General features: G+C 63.3%; 12 protein-coding genes. 9 read left to right on the plus strand and 3 right to left on the minus strand.

The features are described from left to right. The first annotated feature begins 5 nt into the window (after window positions 1–5). The 3 genes from KJP28_RS03160 to KJP28_RS03170 all read left to right on the plus strand — a co-directional run bounded on the left by KJP28_RS03160 (window position 6) and on the right by KJP28_RS03170 (window position 4946). Window positions 6–1184, plus strand: coding sequence for an aminotransferase class V-fold PLP-dependent enzyme (locus KJP28_RS03160; RefSeq protein ID WP_218390774.1), 1179 nt, complete (start codon window positions 6–8; stop codon window positions 1182–1184). An 82-nt stretch (window positions 1185–1266) separates the two neighbouring features. Continuing rightward, window positions 1267–2370: a GTP cyclohydrolase FolE2 gene (gene folE2 / locus KJP28_RS03165; protein WP_218390775.1), complete on the plus strand. Its 1104-nt coding sequence runs from the start codon at window positions 1267–1269 to the stop codon at window positions 2368–2370. A 137-nt stretch (window positions 2371–2507) separates the two neighbouring features. Beyond that, complete coding sequence (locus KJP28_RS03170) at window positions 2508–4946, plus strand: Hint domain-containing protein (protein WP_218390776.1); 2439 nt, start codon at window positions 2508–2510, stop codon at window positions 4944–4946. On the opposite strand, the gene KJP28_RS03175 is transcribed toward KJP28_RS03170, so the two are convergent. Beyond that, the gene (locus KJP28_RS03175) at window positions 4943–6541 is read right to left on the minus strand and encodes an FMN-binding glutamate synthase family protein (protein WP_218390777.1); all 1599 of its coding nucleotides are present in this window, start codon (window positions 6539–6541) and stop codon (window positions 4943–4945) included. The genes KJP28_RS03170 and KJP28_RS03175 overlap by 4 nt on opposite strands. Before the next feature lie 156 nt (window positions 6542–6697). On the opposite strand from KJP28_RS03175, the gene KJP28_RS03180 reads away from it, so the two are divergent. Continuing rightward, window positions 6698–8146, plus strand: a complete 1449-nt coding sequence (locus tag KJP28_RS03180; RefSeq protein WP_218390778.1) for a TrkH family potassium uptake protein — start codon at window positions 6698–6700, stop codon at window positions 8144–8146. Between the two features lie 2 nt (window positions 8147–8148). Continuing rightward, window positions 8149–9258, plus strand: coding sequence for a cystathionine gamma-lyase (locus tag KJP28_RS03185; RefSeq protein ID WP_218390779.1), 1110 nt, complete (start codon window positions 8149–8151; stop codon window positions 9256–9258). On the opposite strand, the gene KJP28_RS03190 is transcribed toward KJP28_RS03185, so the two are convergent. Next, window positions 9255–9749, minus strand: coding sequence for a P-loop nucleotide/nucleoside kinase family protein (locus KJP28_RS03190; RefSeq protein WP_218390780.1), 495 nt, complete (start codon window positions 9747–9749; stop codon window positions 9255–9257). The genes KJP28_RS03185 and KJP28_RS03190 overlap by 4 nt on opposite strands. A gap of 67 nt (window positions 9750–9816) precedes the next feature. Then, window positions 9817–11601 carry a serine protease gene (locus KJP28_RS03195; protein WP_218390781.1) on the minus strand — a complete coding sequence of 595 codons (1785 nt, stop codon included), beginning with the start codon at window positions 11599–11601 and terminating at the stop codon, window positions 9817–9819. 151 nt (window positions 11602–11752) lie between these two features. Here KJP28_RS03195 and KJP28_RS03200 point away from each other — a divergent pair, with 151 nt between their 5' ends. The 4 genes from KJP28_RS03200 (at window position 11753) to glyS (ending at window position 16445) form a co-directional block, all read left to right on the plus strand. Further along, a complete protein-coding gene (locus KJP28_RS03200; RefSeq protein WP_218390782.1) occupies window positions 11753–12700 on the plus strand; it encodes a glycine--tRNA ligase subunit alpha in 948 nt (315 codons plus the stop codon). Continuing rightward, the gene (locus tag KJP28_RS03205; RefSeq protein ID WP_218390783.1) at window positions 12697–13188 is read left to right on the plus strand and encodes a DUF6446 family protein; all 492 of its coding nucleotides are present in this window, start codon (window positions 12697–12699) and stop codon (window positions 13186–13188) included. The genes KJP28_RS03200 and KJP28_RS03205 overlap by 4 nt, the downstream gene beginning before the upstream one ends. A 66-nt stretch (window positions 13189–13254) precedes the next feature. Further along, window positions 13255–14127: a DUF1206 domain-containing protein gene (locus KJP28_RS03210; protein ID WP_218390784.1), complete on the plus strand. Its 873-nt coding sequence runs from the start codon at window positions 13255–13257 to the stop codon at window positions 14125–14127. 95 nt (window positions 14128–14222) lie between these two features. Beyond that, window positions 14223–16445 carry a glycine--tRNA ligase subunit beta gene (glyS, locus tag KJP28_RS03215; RefSeq protein WP_218390785.1) on the plus strand — a complete coding sequence of 741 codons (2223 nt, stop codon included), beginning with the start codon at window positions 14223–14225 and terminating at the stop codon, window positions 16443–16445. The last annotated feature ends 60 nt before the right edge of the window (window positions 16446–16505 follow it).

Below are 16505 nucleotides of genomic sequence, written 5' to 3' on the forward strand. Positions count from 1 at the left end.
ACGACATGGCGAAATGGTCCAAACGCACCCAGGCCGTGCATGGTGGCACGCGGCGCAGCCAGTATGGCGAGTTGTCGGAGGCCATGTTCATGACGCAGGCCTTTGCCTATCCCAGCGCCGAGGCCGCTGAGGCGCGGTTCGTCGAGGCAGGCGATGACGAGTTCATCTATGCGCGCTACGGCAACCCGACCAACCGCATGTTCGAGGATCGGATCGCGGCGATGGAGGGAAGCGAGGACGCGTTCGCCTGCACCTCCGGCATGGCCGCTGTGAGCGGGGCGCTGATGGCGCTGACAAAGGCAGGCGACCACGTGGTGTCGAGCCGGGCCCTGTTCGGTTCCTGTCTCTATGTGCTCGAAGACGTGCTGGCGCGCTTCGGGGTCGAGATCACGCTGGTTGACGGCACGGACAACGCGGCATGGGAAGCCGCGATCCGGCCCGACACGCGATTGGTGTTCTTCGAGACGATTTCCAACCCGACGCTCGAGGTCGTGGACGTCGCGCATGTGGTCGAATGCGCCCATGCGGTGGGCGCGCTGGTCGTGGCCGACAACGCGATGATCACGCCTGTCTATTCCTATGCCGCGTCGCTGGGCTGCGATCTTGTCGTCTATTCCACGACGAAACATGTGGACGGGCAGGGGCGTATGTTGGGCGGGGCGATCTGTGGCACGAAAGAGCTGATCCGCGGGCCGATCGAGGCCTACATGAAGCACACCGGGGGGGCGATCAATCCGTTCGCGGCCTGGACGCATCTGAAGGCGCTCGAGACCATCGACCTGCGCGTGCGTGCACAGGCGGAGACGGCTACGTGGCTGGCCGAACAATTGTCGGGCCATGAAAAACTCTCATCCGTACGGTACCCGACCCACAAGGGCCATCCGCAATACGACCTCGCGATGCGTCAGGCGCCCTCGGCGGGCACCGTGTTGGCGTTCGAGGTCAAGGGCGGCAAGGATGCGGCGTTCAGGTTCCAGAACGCGTTGGAATTCATCATTATTTCCAACAATTTCGCCGATGCCAAATCCATTGCCACACACCCTGCCACGACGACCCACCAGCGGCTGCCGCAAGAGCAGAAAGACACGCTTGGCATCTCGGACGGGCTGATCCGCTTTTCCTGCGGTCTGGAGGACCCGGCGGACATTCTTGCCGATATTGAGCAGGCATTGGCCGTGATCTGACCTCCGCGCCGGACCGTAAATGTGGTAATACGGACATTGCGGGGCCATATATGGACCCGGAAACGCTCGGGAGGGCTGCCCCATGAACCAACTGACGCCGAAAGTGACGCCTGCGCCCGATATGGACGCAGCGCGGGATGCTCTTGATACGCTGCGCGACTGGGCGCGGTCTGCGACGCCGGAAGAGGTGGCGGCGCTCGATCCTGCCGTGTCCCGGCTTCTGCCTGAAAGCGCGGTTTCGAATTACCCGGCCCTGAGTCGCAGCTACCCCCATGATTTCGAGGTCACGCCAGACTACAAGGCGAGCCTGCCGGACCTGCAAAACGGACCCGCCTCGCTTATCCAGGGTGAAAAGCAGGAAATTCAGCATGTCGGGATTTCCAACTTTCGCCTGCCGCTGCGGTATCGGACGCGCGACAACGGTGATCTGCAATTGGAGACGAGTGTCACCGGGACGGTGAGCCTCGAGGCCGAGAAGAAGGGCATCAATATGAGCCGCATCATGCGCTCGTTCTATGCCCATGCGGACGAGACGTTTTCCTTCGAGGTGATCGAGGCGGCGCTGGACGATTACAAGAACGATCTGGAGAGCCTCGACGCGCGGATCGAGATGTCTTTTTCCTTCCCTATGAGGGTCAAGAGCCTGCGGTCTGGGCTGGAGGGCTATCAGTATTACAACATTGCGCTTGAGCTTTTCGAAGCCGAGGGCGTGCGCCGCAAGTTCATGCATCTCGACTACGTGTACTCGTCGACGTGCCCCTGTTCTCTTGAGTTGAGCGAACATGCTCGTCAGTCGCGCGGCCAGCTTGCCACGCCGCACAGCCAACGGTCGGTCGCGCGGGTGTCCGTGGAATTGGCACCGGATCAGTGCTGTCTGTGGTTCGAAGACCTGATCGACCTGTGCCGGGCCGCCGTGCCGACCGAGACGCAGGTGATGGTCAAGCGCGAGGACGAACAGGCCTTCGCAGAGTTGAACGCCGCCAACCCGATCTTCGTCGAAGATGCCGCGCGGCTGTTCACCGAGCAGTTCAAGGCCGACCCGCGGATCGGCGATTTCCGGGTGGTCGCGAGCCATCAGGAGAGCCTGCACAGCCATGACGCCGTGTCGATCCTGACCGAGGGCGAAACCTTCCGGGCTCAGTCGCTCGACCCGAAACTGTTCGCGACGTTGATCCACGTCGGTTAACGAGCCGCGTATCAGGGCGCGCCCGTTTGCGTGCGGACTTCGCCGCACCCCTAAAATTTTCTCTTTCACTTTAAGTGGATATTTCACTTGGACCTGTATGACCGGGTCGATTGGTGCAAGAGATATTGGGGGGCCATTTGGCCGAACGGTCGGGATACCTCATCACGCCGAATGCTGGCGGTGGCTACGATGTCGGCGGGACCGAGTTCGTTTTCGATGAGCTCGACTACCAGCCTGTGTCTAGCGGAACCATCAATTATCCGACGACATTCGGCTTGATTCACGGTGTCGCCTATGACGTGGGCGGAATATATTACTTCGTGCCGGACGACCCCTTGCCTGCGGCGCCGAGCGAAGCTGCCAGCATCGTCGATATAGATTTCCCGCTGCATGGTAACGCCTGGGATGAGACGATCAGCGCGCCGGACGGGGACGGGCACATATTATACTCCGGCCCGTCGACGAGTGGCACGGGGTCCGGTTCGGACACGATCATCGGCGGTGCTGGAGCGGACCATATCTTCGTCGGAGATGGCGACGATGCGGTGATGGCGGGCGAAGGCGACGACATCATCGGGGGCTGGACCGCCGGCACGTCCGGCGACAATACGTTGTCTGGGGAAGGTGGCGACGACCAGATCATCGGGGGCACCGGAAACGACACGATCCATGGGGGTGACGGGGACGACACGCTTTCCGGAAGCGCCGGCAGCGATACGCTTCATGGCGAGGAAGGTTCGGACCTGTTTCTTGTGACGGACGACCACCAAAGGACCGATGTCCACGGTGGCGATACCGGGACGGATTTCGATGAAATCGCGTTCGCGACCTATCTTTCGTCATCGCCGGTCGTGGTCACGTTTTCAGGTGACGGGGATGGTCACTATTCCTTCACACAGACAGACGGCTTCGGCGACTTCACAGGCGTCGAAGCGATTTACGGCACCGGGTTCGACGACCTTCTCAACGCGTCGCTGTCTCAGGTCGGGCGGGAGCTTAGAGGTGGCGCGGGCGACGATTACATCCAAGGCGGATCGGGGGGCGACGCGCTTTATGGCGGGGCTGGAAATGACACGCTGATCGGCGGTGGTCAGGTTGTCAGCGGTGCCAACCTGATCGAGAACGGATCGTTCGAAGACGTGTCAGGCATGACAGCGCAGACCTACGGCTTTCGCGGGGACGGTTCGGCACCGGGATGGACCGAAACCAGTGGTTTCGACGTGGACTTTCATGGCGATGGGCGCAATGGCATCGACGCGACCGACGGGTCCTACTGGCTCGATATGGAGGGGAATGGCGGCGAGAACCTGAGCATCTGGCAGGATGTTGGTGGCATCGTCGAGGGCGACACCTACTTGCTTCGGTTCGACGTGGCAGACTTTGCCTCAGTCGATGACAATTCGGCACTCGATAACAGGGTCGAGGTGGTTTGGAACGGGCAGCGGATCGCGCTCGTCGACCCGCCGGACGGGGATTGGGACACCTTCGAATTCGTTCTGACCGGAGGCGACGGCTCGAACCGGATCGAGTTCCGAGGGTCCGGCGCTGCGGACGCTGCGGGGGCGTCTATCGACAATGTCCGGCTATTCGCCGTGCAACCGACATCGGACGGCAACGACGTGCTGGACGGTGGCGACGGTGACGATGTGATCCTGGCGGGCGGGGGAACCGATACGATCACCGGCGGGGCCGGCGACGATACGTTCGCGTTCAAGGATGGCGACGGCACCAATGTCATTACCGACTTCGACATGGGCGACGACGATGCGGATGGGTTCACGAATGACCAGCTCGATTTCTCGGGCCTGACAGACCCGGATGGCGAAACGGTCGAGACATGGGACATGGACGTGACGGACGACGGGTCCGGCAATGCTCTGCTGACCTTTGACGACGGAACCACTGTGACGCTTATGGGTGTGGCACCTGCGGCGTTGAACGGCGGGACGCTCTATTCCATGGGCGTGCCGTGTTTCGTCTCCGGCACGCGCATCGCCACACCGCACGGAGAGGTCCGGGTCGAGGATCTGAGACCGGGTGACCAAGTGTGCGGCGCGGACGGTGCGGTGGTCGAGGTTATTTGGTGCGGATCCAGTACCTTGGGGCCCGAGGCGCTTGCTGTCCGAGAGGATCTGAGGCCGATCTGCCTGAGGCCGGGGACGCTCGGGAACCGATACGAACTTCGGGTGTCGCCCCAGCACAGGATCGTGCTGCCGGAGAAGGATGGGCGACCAGCGGGGCTGATTCCGGCGCGCTGGCTTGCGGAGGAGGGGGATGGCCGCTTTCGGGTCGCGCTGGGCATGGCGCGTGTCACCTATTATCACCTGCTTCTCACGCGCCACGCGGTCCTGCTGAGCGACGGCGCATTGAGTGAGAGTTTCTATCCCGGCCCGCAGGCTCTGATCGCTCTGGACCGCGTGGCGCGACGCGCGCTGTTCGATGTGCTGCCGGATTTGGCGCGGATCGTCACGGATGAAGACGTTCTGACATACTACGGGCCATTGGCACTGCCGGAGCTCGATCGTGCGACTGCGAAGCGACTGATCGCCACGTTGTCTCGCCCTGTTGCGGCCTAGATCGCCGCCGCGAAACTGTCGGCACGGGCCATGTTCCAGAATTTCGCGAAGGCCGGATGGGCGACGTCATGGTCCAGAAGCTCACCCGGCGCGATCCAGTCGTATTGTGACCGGGCCGAGCGGACCTCGCGCGAGTTGATGCGGATCATCAGATGTTCGGGGGCGAGTTGGCGGGGGTGCTCCAGACCCGCCGCGCCGATGGTTTCGGCAAGCGCGCGCAGCGTGTTGGCGTGGAAATTCGCGACGCGGAGGTACTTGTCGGCAACGTGAAGCGCCTTGTAGCGGCCCGGATCCTGCGAGGTGACGCCAGTCGGGCAGTGGCCGGTGTGGCAAGCTTGTGCCTGAATGCAGCCGATGGAGAACATGAAGCCCCGGCCCATGTTGCAGGTGTCGGCGCCGAGCGCGAAGGCACGGGCCATATCGAAGGCCGAGATGATCTTGGCGGAGGCGACGATGCGAACCCGGTCGCGCAGGCCCAGCCCGGTGAGCACGTTGTGGACCAGCATCAGCCCTTCGCGCAGGGGTGCACCGATGTGGTCGGCAAATTCGGCAGGGGCCGCGCCGGTGCCGCCTTCGGCGCCGTCCACGGTGATGAAATCTGGGGTGATGTCGGTTTCGATCATCGCCTTGCAGATCGCGAACACCTCCCACGGGTGGCCGACGCAGAGCTTTATGCCGACGGGCTTGCCGCCCGACATCTCGCGCAGGCGGGAGATGAAGTGGAGCATTTCGAGCGGTGTGGCGAAGGCGGAATGGGCGGCGGGCGACAGGCAGTCGACGCCCAGGGGCACGCCGCGCGCTTCTGCGATGGCCTCGGTCACCTTGGCGCCGGGAAGGATGCCGCCGTGGCCGGGTTTCGCTCCCTGGCTCAGCTTCACTTCGATCATCTTCACCTGGTCGGTGGTCGCGCGTTCCGTGAACTTGTCAGGGTCGAAGCGGCCCGAAGGGTCGCGCGCACCGAAATAGCCCGACCCGATCTGCCACACGAGGTCGCCGCCGTTGAGGTGATAGCGTGACACCGAACCTTCGCCGGTCGTCTGTGCAAAGCCGCCCTCGGCCGCGCCTTTGTTCAAGGCCTCGACGGCGTTCGGAGACAATGCACCGAAGGACATTCCGGAGACATTGAGCACCGATGCCGAATAGGGTTTCTCGCAGGTGCCTTCGCCGAAGGTGACGCGGAACGTGGCCGGGTCGGGGTGTTTCGGTTGCATCGAGTGGTTGATCCACTCATGGCCGACCTGATGCTGATCGCGCAGAGAACCGAAAGGGCGCAGGCCCTCGAGCCCCTTGGACCGGCGGTAGACGAGGGCGCGCTGTTCGCGCGAGAACGGCACCTCTTCATGGTCGCTTTCGAGGAAGTACTGTCTGATCTCGGGGCGGATCGATTCCAGGAGGAACCGCATCCGGGCGAGGATCGGGTAGTTCTTCAACACCGCGCGTTTTGTCTGGATCAGGTCGTAGGTGCCGATTGCGACGCCGACCGCGGCAAGGGCGGCGATGATCCCGCCCCAGAAGGGAAACCGCAGCGCCAGCAGGATGCCGGCGGGCAGAGCGACGAGGCAAAGCACGAACGGCAGGTAGCGGATATTTCGCATGGGCAGGCTCCTCCCTCCCGCATGTCTCGGAATGCGGATGCTCCTTCCCTGGCTCATGTCAGCGTGGCCGCTCAGGGCTTTGCCTGTCAAGGCTGGGGTGGATCCGGGGCCGATGCGGCTTGACACTCTCGCCGCGCAAGGCCAACGCTCTCATCCATGTTCGACATGCGCCCCGTCGTTTATGTGATCGGTTTGCTCGTCACCTTTCTCGGGGTGACGATGCTTGTCCCGATGGTCGTGGACCTGTTCTTCGGACGACCGGACTGGGCGGTTTTCCTGCAAAGCGCGGTAATCTCGATCGTGTTTGGTTCGGCCATGGCAATTGCGACCGCGAACGGGGTCGGGCAGGGGCTGACCATTCAGCAGACATTCCTGCTCACCACGCTGGTGTGGGTGGCGCTGCCGGCCTTCGGCGCGCTGCCGTTCATCTTCGGCGAGATCCAGGCGCGGCCCGTGGATGCTTTGTTCGAGGCGATGTCGGGGCTGACGACGACCGGCTCCACCGTGTTCTCGGGGCTGGATGCGATGCCCGAGGGGCTGTTGGTCTGGCGCTCGATGCTGCAATGGTTCGGCGGGATCGGGATCATCGTCGTCGCGATGGTGTTCCTGCCCGAATTGCGCGTCGGCGGGATGCAGATTTTCCGCTCCGAAGCCTTCGACACGATGGGCAAGGTGCTGCCCCGTGCGGCCGAGATCGCGGGGCAGATCGTGTGGATTTACCTCGGGCTCACGCTTTTGAACATGATCGCCTATCTCGCGGTCGGCATGACGCCGTTCGATGCGGTGAACCACGCGCTCACAACGATGTCGACGGGCGGGTTCTCGACCCATGATGCGAGTTTCGGGGTCTATCAGGGACTGCCGGAATACGTCGCCGCGATCTTCATGGTGCTCGCCTCGCTGCCTTTCGTGCGATACATCCAGCTGGTCGCGGGGACCGCGCAGCCGTTTTTCCGCGACAGCCAGATCCGTGCCTATCTGATGGTGATTTTCGCGGTGACGATCACGATGACGCTTTACCGGCTGGTGGCGAACGGGGATCACCTTGAACACGGGTTCCGCGAAGGGATTTTCAACGTTACCTCGATCATTTCCGGCACCGGCTATGCCAGCGTGGATTACCAACTGTGGGGGACGTTCCCGGTGGTGGCGTTCTTCTTCCTCGGCCTGATCGGGGGTTGCGCGGGGTCGACCGCCTGTTCGGTCAAGATTTTCCGCTACCAGATTCTCATCACCGCGATCCGCGCGCGCATTCAGCAGATCTTCGCGCCGCATGGCGTGTTCACGCCCCGGTTCGAGGGACGGCCGATTTCCGAGGCGGTTCTGTCGTCGGTGATGGCGTTTTTCGTGCTGTTCGTGGTGTCGATGGGGCTGCTCGCCGTGGCGCTCAGCCTCACCGGGCTGGACATGGTGACGTCGCTCTCCGGCGCGGCGACGGCGATTGCCAATATCGGCCCGGGACTTGGCGACACGATCGGGCCCGCGGGCAATTTCGCGTCGCTCAACGATGCGGCGAAATGGATGCTGACCGCGGCGATGCTTGTCGGGCGGCTTGAATTGCTGTCGGTTTACGTGCTGTTCACAGTGCGATTCTGGAGGGGATGATGATGTCGGATCGGGACGATGAACTGGCCGCGAAGCTGGTGCATCTGAGGGGCGAGGGGCTGGAGAAGGGCGATCCGCTCGCGCTGCCGCTGACGCTCACGTCGATGTATCACCTGCCGGGCGATCCCGCGCCGGGCGTGCCGGGTTACGGTCGTGCCGAGAACCCGACGTGGGAGGCGCTGGAAGCTGCGCTGAGCCTGATCGAGGACGCGCCCGCGCTGGCGTTTCCTTCCGGCATGGCGGCGATCTCGGCGGCGCTGTTCGCCGTGGTCAAGGCAGGCGACCGGATCGTGATCCCGACCGACGGATACTACACCACGCGGCTACTGGCGGATCGGTTCCTTGCCAAGCTCGGCGTCACTGTCGTGACGCGCCCGACGCTGGACATGGCCAGGGGCGGGTTCGAAGGCGTGGCGCTGGTTTTTCTGGAAACGCCGTCTAATCCGGGGCTGGACGTCTGTGACCTTGCGGGCCTTTGCGAGGCGGTGCGCGCGGCGGGTGGTGTCAGCATCGTGGACAACACGACCATGACACCATTCGGTCAGCGCCCGTTGGAGCTTGGTGCCGACGTGGTGGTGGCCTCCGACACGAAAGCACCGGGAGGGCATTCCGACGTGCTGATGGGCCATGTGGCGTCACGCGATGCGGCGTTTATGGAAGAGGTCGCGGCGTGGCGAAAGCTGGCGGGCGGCATTCCGGGGCCGTTTGAGGCGTGGATGCTGCATCGCTCGCTCGAAACCCTGCCGCTGCGTTTCGAGCGCATGTGCGACAGTGCTGAGGTGATCGCGGCGCGGCTGGCCGAGCATCCGGCGGTCAGAAACCTGCGTTACCCCGGTCTCGCGGATGACCCGGCGCATCTGATGGCAAAGGCGCAGATGACGCGGTTCGGCTTCCTGATCGGGCTTGAACTCGAGAGTGCCGATGCCGCCGAGCGGTTCATCAACGGATGCGGGCTGCTGGCCGCTGCGACGTCGTTCGGTGGGGTTCATTCCAGCGCCGAGCGCCGCGCCCGTTGGGGCGATGACGTGGCGGAGGGGTTCGTGCGGTTGTCGGTCGGGACCGAACCGGTGGAGGCGCTTTGGGCCGCGTTGGACGCCGCGTTGCGGGGTTAGCCGGAGGCGTGATGCCGGATGGTGAAACCTTCATCCTCGGACGGGATCGAGAAATACGCCGCGAGCCTGTCGAATTGTTCATCCGTCACCGAGAACGCATGATTGCCTGACGCGTTTCGGGCACGCAGCCGGGCCTTGCAGACATCATCGGCCACGTCGAGCAAATGCAATTCATGCGCCGCGCCGGACGTGTCGATGATGCCGCGCATCCATTGGCGGGTCTCTTTGGTGTTCGCGGGGAAATCCAGAACGACGCACAGACCCGCGCCCAGAAGCTCGACGATATGCGGCGCCATGACCGCGCGCAGTTTTGCGGAGACATGGGCGTAGTCTTTCAGCGTTTCCATCTGTTCGCCGAAGAGCGCCGAGAGCCACGCATCTTCGGACAAGAGGACGGTGTGCGGCGCGTCGGCAAGCTGTGCGGCCAATGTCGACTTGCCCGAGGCGGCCTTGCCGCAAAGGAGGTGAAGAACGGGTGCATCAGTGGTCATGGGCGGGGCGCCTCTGAACGAAAAAGGAGGGCCGGAGCCCTCCTTTCGGTATCCGTTTCGGTTCGGCTCATTCCCAGCAGCTGACCAGAACCGACATGTCGGCGGCCTTGACCGAGAGCGCATGAGGCGACAGCGCCTGTGCGCTGTCCATCGCGGCGACATCGACGCCGTTTTCCGACAGGAACGCGGCGAGCGCCGAGGCTTTCGCGGCGAAGGAGACTTCGTCCGGGAATTGTCGGGCGGGGTCGGTCCCGTCGGATTGCAGCATGCCGAGCACCGCGCCGCTGTCGTCGAGAACCGGGCCACCTGCGTCGCCATCCTGCGCATCGAGGTCGAGGCGGAAAACACTGTCCTCGCCGTCGAGGCCGCGCACGTCGGCGAGCTTGCCGAACGTGAGCGTGGCCGAAGACAGGCGACCGCCGAAGGAGAAACCAGCGACCGCGAGCTCGGACTGGATGCGAGGCTCGGAGGTCGAAAGCGCGGCCACGGCGAGCGGGGCGAGCGCCTGCTCGGGCGTCAGGAGGGCAACGCCGAGGGTGTCGTCGGTCGCGGTGACCTGCGCCGGGTAGCTTTCGTCCAGCGTGACCTGCGAACAGCCTGCAACCGCGTCGGCGGTGGTCAGGACGATGCCGCCGGAGCCAACATAGAAGCCGGTGCGCGCGCGGTCGGCGCGGCGGATTTCGAGCCCGGAGACCAGATCGACAGATTGCATGGCGACGTCGAGGCCGGCGTTGTCGTCGAGCACGGTCGGGCCGGTGGAGGTGAAGCTCTCCTGCATCGCTTCGAGCGCGATGTTGCGGCGTTTCTCATCGCCGCGCGGCCAGATGAGCATATAGCCTTTCACCGCACCATCGACGATGGCGGCGTGGGTGTAGGAGACGATCCGGCTGTCCGCGCCGTTGATCGTGAAATCGCTTTCGCGGCGTTGGCGTTCACCTTCCGACGGGACGACTTCGAGCGATTGCAGGATGTCGTAGAGGCCATAGAGCGTGGATTGGCCGCCGGATTGCGAAATGAGCACGACGCGCACGCCGTCGTCCCCTTCGTAATGGGCGAAGGGGGCTTCGTAGCGGTCGAATTCGACCATTGCCGCCGGGATGATGATCTCGATCCCGGCGTCGCGGTCGATGATGGAAGCAAGGCCGAGGCTGTCGAAGACGTCCTGGTAATCAGTCATCAGTTCTTCCCGCTGCCGCGAGGTGAGAACGCCGGTCGCCTCGTAGCCCTTCGCAGCCTGCCACTGCGCCATTGCGTTGCGCGTGCCGGGGCCGAAATCGCCATCAATGGCGGATTCGTAGAACCCGTCGAACTGAAGTGCGACCTGAAGTGCCTCACGCGCCTCGCGCTCGAGAAGACGCTCGGATTGAAGCGCCTCGGCGCGGGTCTCTTCGGGATTGACGATCACCGGTTCCGGTTCGGGCTCCGGCGTCGTGAGGGCAACCTCCGGCTCGGCAGCCGGTGTCTCGGTCGGTTCCTCGGCAATCGTATCGGGTGTCTCTGTCGGAGTTGCAGGCAGGGTATTGGCACCGACCGGCCAGAATTGTTGACTATACGCGCCGCCGTCACTGACATAGGCGTCGCGCGGCACGGCATTCGCGCGCAGCAAGGTCAGGAGGGTATTGGTCGCGTCCTGCTCGGTAAACGGCCCGAGCGCGGTGGCATACCAGCCGGACGCGCCAAGCCGGAAGCCAACGACATTGTCGAGGCGTTCGTCATATGCCCGGGTCGAGGCCTCGGCTGCTGCGAGTGTGGCGTTCGCTTCCAGCTGCACCCAGAAATCGTCTTGCGCCATCGCGGCCGCGCCCCAAAGCATGGTCGCGGCCATCACGATTGCGGAAAAAATGCGTGTCATCAAATTCCTTACTGCCCCCGACGGGCCTCACGTCTCATTCATCGGAGGTCAGTAACACACCAGCCCGCGCGCGAGGTCAATATACAAGGCCGTTGATTGACCGCCTTGTGCTCTGGGCCTATTGAGGCGCTGTCACATCCAAGGGACCGACATGGCCGAGACCAAGACAAACAAGCCGCGCTCGTTTCAGGAGATCATCCTGCGCCTTCAGACCTATTGGGCGACGAAAGGCTGCGCGATCCTACAGCCTTACGATATGGAAGTGGGGGCGGGCACGTTCCACCCGGCCACGACCCTGCGCGCTCTCGGCTCGAACGCCTGGGCTGCGGCCTATGTCCAACCGTCGCGCCGCCCCACTGATGGCCGCTATGGCGAAAACCCGAACCGCTTGCAGCACTACTACCAATACCAGGTGCTGATCAAACCGAGCCCGCCGGACTTTCAGGAGCTTTATCTCGGCTCGCTGGAAGCGATCGGGATCGACATGGATCTTCATGACATCCGCTTCGTCGAGGACGATTGGGAAAGCCCTACGCTCGGCGCCTGGGGTCTGGGCTGGGAGGTCTGGTGCGACGGGATGGAGGTGAGCCAGTTCACTTATTTCCAGCAGGTCGGCGGGCATGATTGCCGCCCGGTTTCGGGCGAGTTGACCTATGGGCTCGAGCGGCTCGCCATGTACGTGCTGGGCATCGACCACGTGATGGACATGCCGTTCAACGATCCGCAATCGCCCATCCCGCTCAGCTATGGCGACGTGTTCCGGCAGACCGAGGAGGAATACTCGCGCCACAACTTCGATGCGGCGGATACCGAGCGTCTCCTGCGCCATTTCGAGGATGCGGAGCGTGAGTGCCAGACGATCCTCGACCACCCGGCGGTTGACCCGAAGACCGGAAAGCATATCGTCATGGCGCATCCGGCCTATGATCAGTGCATCAAGGCCAGCCATATCTTCAACCTGCTCGACGCGCGCGGCGTGATCTCGGTCACGGAACGGCAAGCCTATATCGGGCGGGTCCGGGCGCTCGCGAAGCTGTGCGCCGACGCGTTCGTGCAGACCGAAGCGGGCGGGGCCGACGTCACCGGGGTAGCGGTGTGAGTGGCAAGCTTGTCGGTATTATCGTGATCGTCGCGACGCTCATTTTCGGTGCGGTGCTTTATTACGTGCAGGTCTATGCCTATTACGACCGGCTCGATCCGGGCGCGGTGGAACTGTCGGTGGTCAATATGGCGACGCAGGATGCCGAGCCGCTTGCCGTCGACGACCTTCAGGCGATTGACGGCAGTTCCAGCCCGATCCGGTTCCGGGCCTGCTTCACCAGCATCATGTCGGATACCGCGTTGTCCGAGAGCTATGAGCCCTACGCCGAAGCCACGCCGCTCAACGCGCCGGGCTGGTTCGACTGTTTCGACTCGGTCGAAATCGGCGAAGCCATCGAAGCGGGTGAGGCGATGGCGTTTCTCGGCGAGAAGAACATCCACGATGGGGTCGATCGCGTTATCGCCATCATGCCCGATGGGCGGGGCTTCGCGTGGCACCAGCTCAACGAGCAATTCACTGACGACGGGTCCGAGCCGATCCAGTGATCTGATCGCCCGCGGGAACTTTTTGAGGCGCAACAGGCTTGGGTCTGCAACGCCGAGGAGGGTTCCATGTCCATCACCGATAACCTCAACACTGCTCCGTCGTGGGTCTCACCCGTCATGCGGGTGGGCTACAGCGCACGGGCCGCGACCTATGTCATCCTCGGCGCATTGACCGTTCTGGCGGCCTGGACCGGCGGGCAGGCGGAAGGCACCAGCTCCGCGCTCGGCCAGCTTCGGGATACATCCTGGGGCGTTCCGGTCCTCTGGGCGGTGGCAGTCGGTTTGTTCGCCTATGCGCTCTGGCGGTTGATCGCGGCGCATTACGACCTGGAACTCCATGGCTCGGGCCTGAAAGGCATCGTCGCGCGTGGCGGGCTGATCGTGACCGGGCTGATCCATGTCGGTCTCGGCGTCTCTGCCGCACGTCAGGCGATGGGCGGCGGCGAAGGTGGGGACAGTGTGCAATCGCTCGCTTCATGGCTCATGCAGCAGGGCGAATGGGGCAAATGGGCGGTCGCGACAGTCGGCCTCGTGACCATTGCGGCTGGCATCTATTATGTCTTCAAAGGTTTTCGTGAGAGCTACAAGCGACACCTGCGCGAAACGCGGCTGTCGCGCAAGCTGGACCCTGCGGTGAAGGTCGGGCTCGTGGCCCATGGCATCGTCATCGCGATTATCGGGATCTTTCTCGCCTATGCCGGGTGGAATGCCGATCCGTCACAGGCCGGTGGAATGGGATTGGCCTTTGAGGCCGTCCGCAACCAGCCGTTCGGTCGTTTTCTCCTGGCCGGACTTGGTCTTGGTTTGATCGCCTTCGCTGTCTATTGCGTGGTCGAGGCGGTCTATCGGATCATCCCACGCTGTTCGAGCGGGTCGATGCACACGCTGGCCGGCAATTTCTCGACTGCCTGGGAACGTCGCCTCAAACGCTTCGCCTGACGCCTTAATCCGCGTCACCCACTGGACGTTGCGCCGCCCCTTGGGTATTCCGGCCCGGACTGCCTCAAGGGGCGAAAAAAGGCGTGGACCACGACATGGCCGATCTTCTGATCGAACTGTTTTCCGAGGAAATCCCGGCGCGGATGCAGAAAAAAGCGAGCGAGGACCTCAAGCGCCTCGTGACCGATGGTCTGGTTGAGGCCGGGCTGACCTATGGCGGTGCCCATGCGCTGGCCACGCCGCGCCGACTTTGCCTCGCTCTCGAGGATATTCCGGCGATGAGCCCGGACACGCGCGAAGAGCGCAAGGGGCCGCGCGTGGATGCACCGGAGAAGGCGGTCGAGGGGTTTTTGCGCGGGGCTGGTGTTTCCAAGGATCAGCTCGAGGTACGCGATGAGAAGAAGGGCCAGGTCTATTTCGCGGTGATCGAGAAGAAGGGCCGTCCGGCGGCCGAGATCGTCGCCGAAGTGCTTGAGAACGCGATCCGCAATTTCCCGTGGCCGAAATCCATGCGCTGGGGCAAAGGTAACCTGCGCTGGGTGCGTCCCCTGCATTCGATCCTGTGCATCCTGACGACCGAGGAGGGGGCCGAGATCGTCCCGCTCGAAATCGACGGCATCAGGGCCGGCGACGTCACGCAGGGCCACCGCTTCATGTCCAGCGGCGAGATCAAGGTGTCGTCCTTCGAGGATTACGAGGCGAAGCTTGCCAAGGCTTGCGTGGTGCTGAACCCGGAGGCGCGGGCCGAGACGATCTGGCACGACGCAACGCAGGCGGCGTTCGCGCAGGGCTTCGAGGTCGTCGAAGACAAGGGGCTTCTGGCCGAAGTCGCGGGGCTGGTCGAATGGCCCGTTGTCCTGATGGGTGACATCGGGGCCGAGTTCATCGACCTGCCGCCGGAGGTGCTTCAGACCTCAATGAAGGAGCATCAGAAGTTCTTTTCCGTGAAGAACCCCAAGACGGGGCGGATCGAGAAATTCGTGACGGTCGCGAACCGTGAAACCGCCGACGATGGCGCCACGATCCTCGCCGGGAACCAGAAAGTGCTCGCAGCACGGCTGTCGGACGCCAAGTTCTTCTGGGAGAACGATCTGCGGGTGGTGGGCGAGCACGGCATGAAGTCCTGGACCGAAAAACTGCAACAGGTGACGTTCCATGCCAAGCTCGGGTCCGAGGGCGACCGTATCGCGCGGATTTCCGGGATGGCACGGCGATTGGCTCCGATGGTGCAGGCGGATCGGGCCGAAGCGCGGCAGGCGGCTTGGAGCGTGAAAGCCGACCTCGCATCGGAAATGGTCTATGAATTCCCGGAATTGCAGGGGATCATGGGTCGGTATTACGCGGAAAGTGCAGGTCTGCCGGACGCTGTCGCAGCGGCCTGCGAGGAGCATTACGCGCCCCTTGGCCCGAATGACGCGGTGCCGACGGCACCGGTGTCGGTCGCGGTTTCGTTGGCCGACAAGCTCGACAAGCTCACGGGGTTCTGGGCCATCGACGAAAAGCCCACGGGCTCGAAAGATCCATTTGCGCTGCGCCGCGCCGCGCTTGGCGTGATCCGCCTGATCCTGTCGAATGAGCTCCGCCTGCAACTGGATCGGTTGATCGACGCGCAGTTGTTGCGCCATCGCATCGACGCGCGTGACGAGGATGAGGCCGAATTGCGCGACGAGTTGCTGGGCGAGATTGCGGATCACGGCGTGTTCGGCGCCGCTGTGCGCACGATTCTCGATCGGCTGGATGGCAACGCGCCCGAATGGCTGTCGGAAATCACCGGCCATACCCCTGATGTCAGCGATGACCTGATGGCTTTCATCCACGACCGCCTCAAGGTGCATTTGCGCGATGAGGGGATTCGTCACGACGTGATCGACGCTTGCCTTGCGATGCCGAATGCCGATGACCTGACGCTTCTGGTCAAGCGCGCACGCGCGCTGGGCGCATTCCTGGCGTCCGAAGACGGCGCGAACCTGACGCAGGGGTTCAAACGGGCCAACAATATCCTGAGCCAGGCGGAAGCGGCGGACGGGGTCGAATACAGTTTCGGCGCAGACGTGAAATTCGCCGAGGACGACACGGAAAAGGCGCTGTTCGCAGCGCTCGATACGGCGGAGGACGCGATCAAACCGGCGATGGAGGCCGAGGATTTTGCGGCCGCGATGGGCGCGATGGCCAGACTTCGCGCACCGATCGACGCCTTCTTCGAAGCGGTGCAGATCAATACCGACAACCAGATCGTGCGCCGTAACCGTTTGAACCTGCTCGCAAGAATTCGGGACATTTGCCTGTCTGTCGCGGATCTTAACCGCATCGACGGGTGAGTCCCGGCTTACGTAAAAATACGTAGTCGTTAGGTCCTTCTTGTGAATATGTATGTTAGG

The sequence above is a fragment of the Maritimibacter dapengensis genome (genome assembly GCF_019218265.1).
Taxonomy (GTDB): domain Bacteria; phylum Pseudomonadota; class Alphaproteobacteria; order Rhodobacterales; family Rhodobacteraceae; genus Maritimibacter; species Maritimibacter dapengensis.

What these genes read in the sequence shown, in the direction of transcription:
- KJP28_RS03185 (WP_218390779.1), top strand. Translation starts at nt 8,149, where the DNA reads ATGTCGGATCGGGACGATGAACTGGCCGCGAAGCTGGTGCATCTGAGG.
- KJP28_RS03190 (WP_218390780.1), bottom strand. Translation starts at nt 9,749, where the DNA reads ATGACCACTGATGCACCCGTTCTTCACCTCCTTTGCGGCAAGGCCGCC.
- KJP28_RS03210 (WP_218390784.1), top strand. Translation starts at nt 13,255, where the DNA reads ATGTCCATCACCGATAACCTCAACACTGCTCCGTCGTGGGTCTCACCC.
- folE2 (WP_218390775.1), top strand. Translation starts at nt 1,267, where the DNA reads ATGAACCAACTGACGCCGAAAGTGACGCCTGCGCCCGATATGGACGCA.
- KJP28_RS03160 (WP_218390774.1), top strand. Translation starts at nt 6, where the DNA reads ATGGCGAAATGGTCCAAACGCACCCAGGCCGTGCATGGTGGCACGCGG.
- KJP28_RS03195 (WP_218390781.1), bottom strand. Translation starts at nt 11,601, where the DNA reads ATGACACGCATTTTTTCCGCAATCGTGATGGCCGCGACCATGCTTTGG.
- KJP28_RS03180 (WP_218390778.1), top strand. Translation starts at nt 6,698, where the DNA reads ATGTTCGACATGCGCCCCGTCGTTTATGTGATCGGTTTGCTCGTCACC.
- glyS (WP_218390785.1), top strand. Translation starts at nt 14,223, where the DNA reads ATGGCCGATCTTCTGATCGAACTGTTTTCCGAGGAAATCCCGGCGCGG.
- KJP28_RS03175 (WP_218390777.1), bottom strand. Translation starts at nt 6,541, where the DNA reads ATGCGAAATATCCGCTACCTGCCGTTCGTGCTTTGCCTCGTCGCTCTG.
- KJP28_RS03200 (WP_218390782.1), top strand. Translation starts at nt 11,753, where the DNA reads ATGGCCGAGACCAAGACAAACAAGCCGCGCTCGTTTCAGGAGATCATC.